Source organism: Mycobacterium angelicum (genome assembly GCF_002086155.1).
GTDB classification, from domain to species: Bacteria; Actinomycetota; Actinomycetes; order Mycobacteriales; family Mycobacteriaceae; genus Mycobacterium; species Mycobacterium angelicum.
On record NZ_MVHE01000267.1, the window covers coordinates 1 to 537 of the forward strand.

The 537-nt window shown below is 68.3% G+C and carries 1 protein-coding gene; it reads left to right on the top strand.

Going from position 1 to position 537, the window contains the following annotated elements; all coding sequences use genetic code 11:
- Window positions 1-537 (top strand): hypothetical protein (locus BST12_RS32650; protein ID WP_170062235.1); only part of this gene is annotated, 537 nt, incomplete at both ends.

Genomic DNA, 537 nt, shown 5'->3' on the forward strand with positions numbered 1-537 from the left:
ATGGCTTCGATGCCGACCCCACGGGTCCGCGGGTGCCGTTCGCGTTGGCCGGGGTCGCCCTGTATGCCGCTGCGGCCACCCGCCTGTATGTGCGTGCGACCCGTATCAGCCCCGATACCTACAGCGTGCAGGCCAGCGATCCGGCCGGGGCCCCGGTGATCACCATCAGCGCCTTGACTCTGCGGACACTGCTCGACACGCCCGCCCCCACCGTGTCGGCCCCCACTACGCGGGGCAGCATATTCAGCCTGGAATGGCCGGCGCTACCCGGCGAAACCCTTGCCGCGGCGGAGGTTTCGCCCGACTGGGGACTGGTGGCAGCTGACCCCCAGCACGTTGCCCCACGCCTGCGCCGAGCCCCGATCTATCCCGACCTGAGCCACCCCGACCTAGGCGACACCGATCTGGTGATCTGGGCGCTGCCATTTTCTGAGGAATCCAACGACGATTCGGTGTCGCGGGTGCACACGCTGACCCGAACTGTGCTGACTCAGTTGCAGGGCTGGCTGACGCGGTCCGACACCGTCGACACTGCGC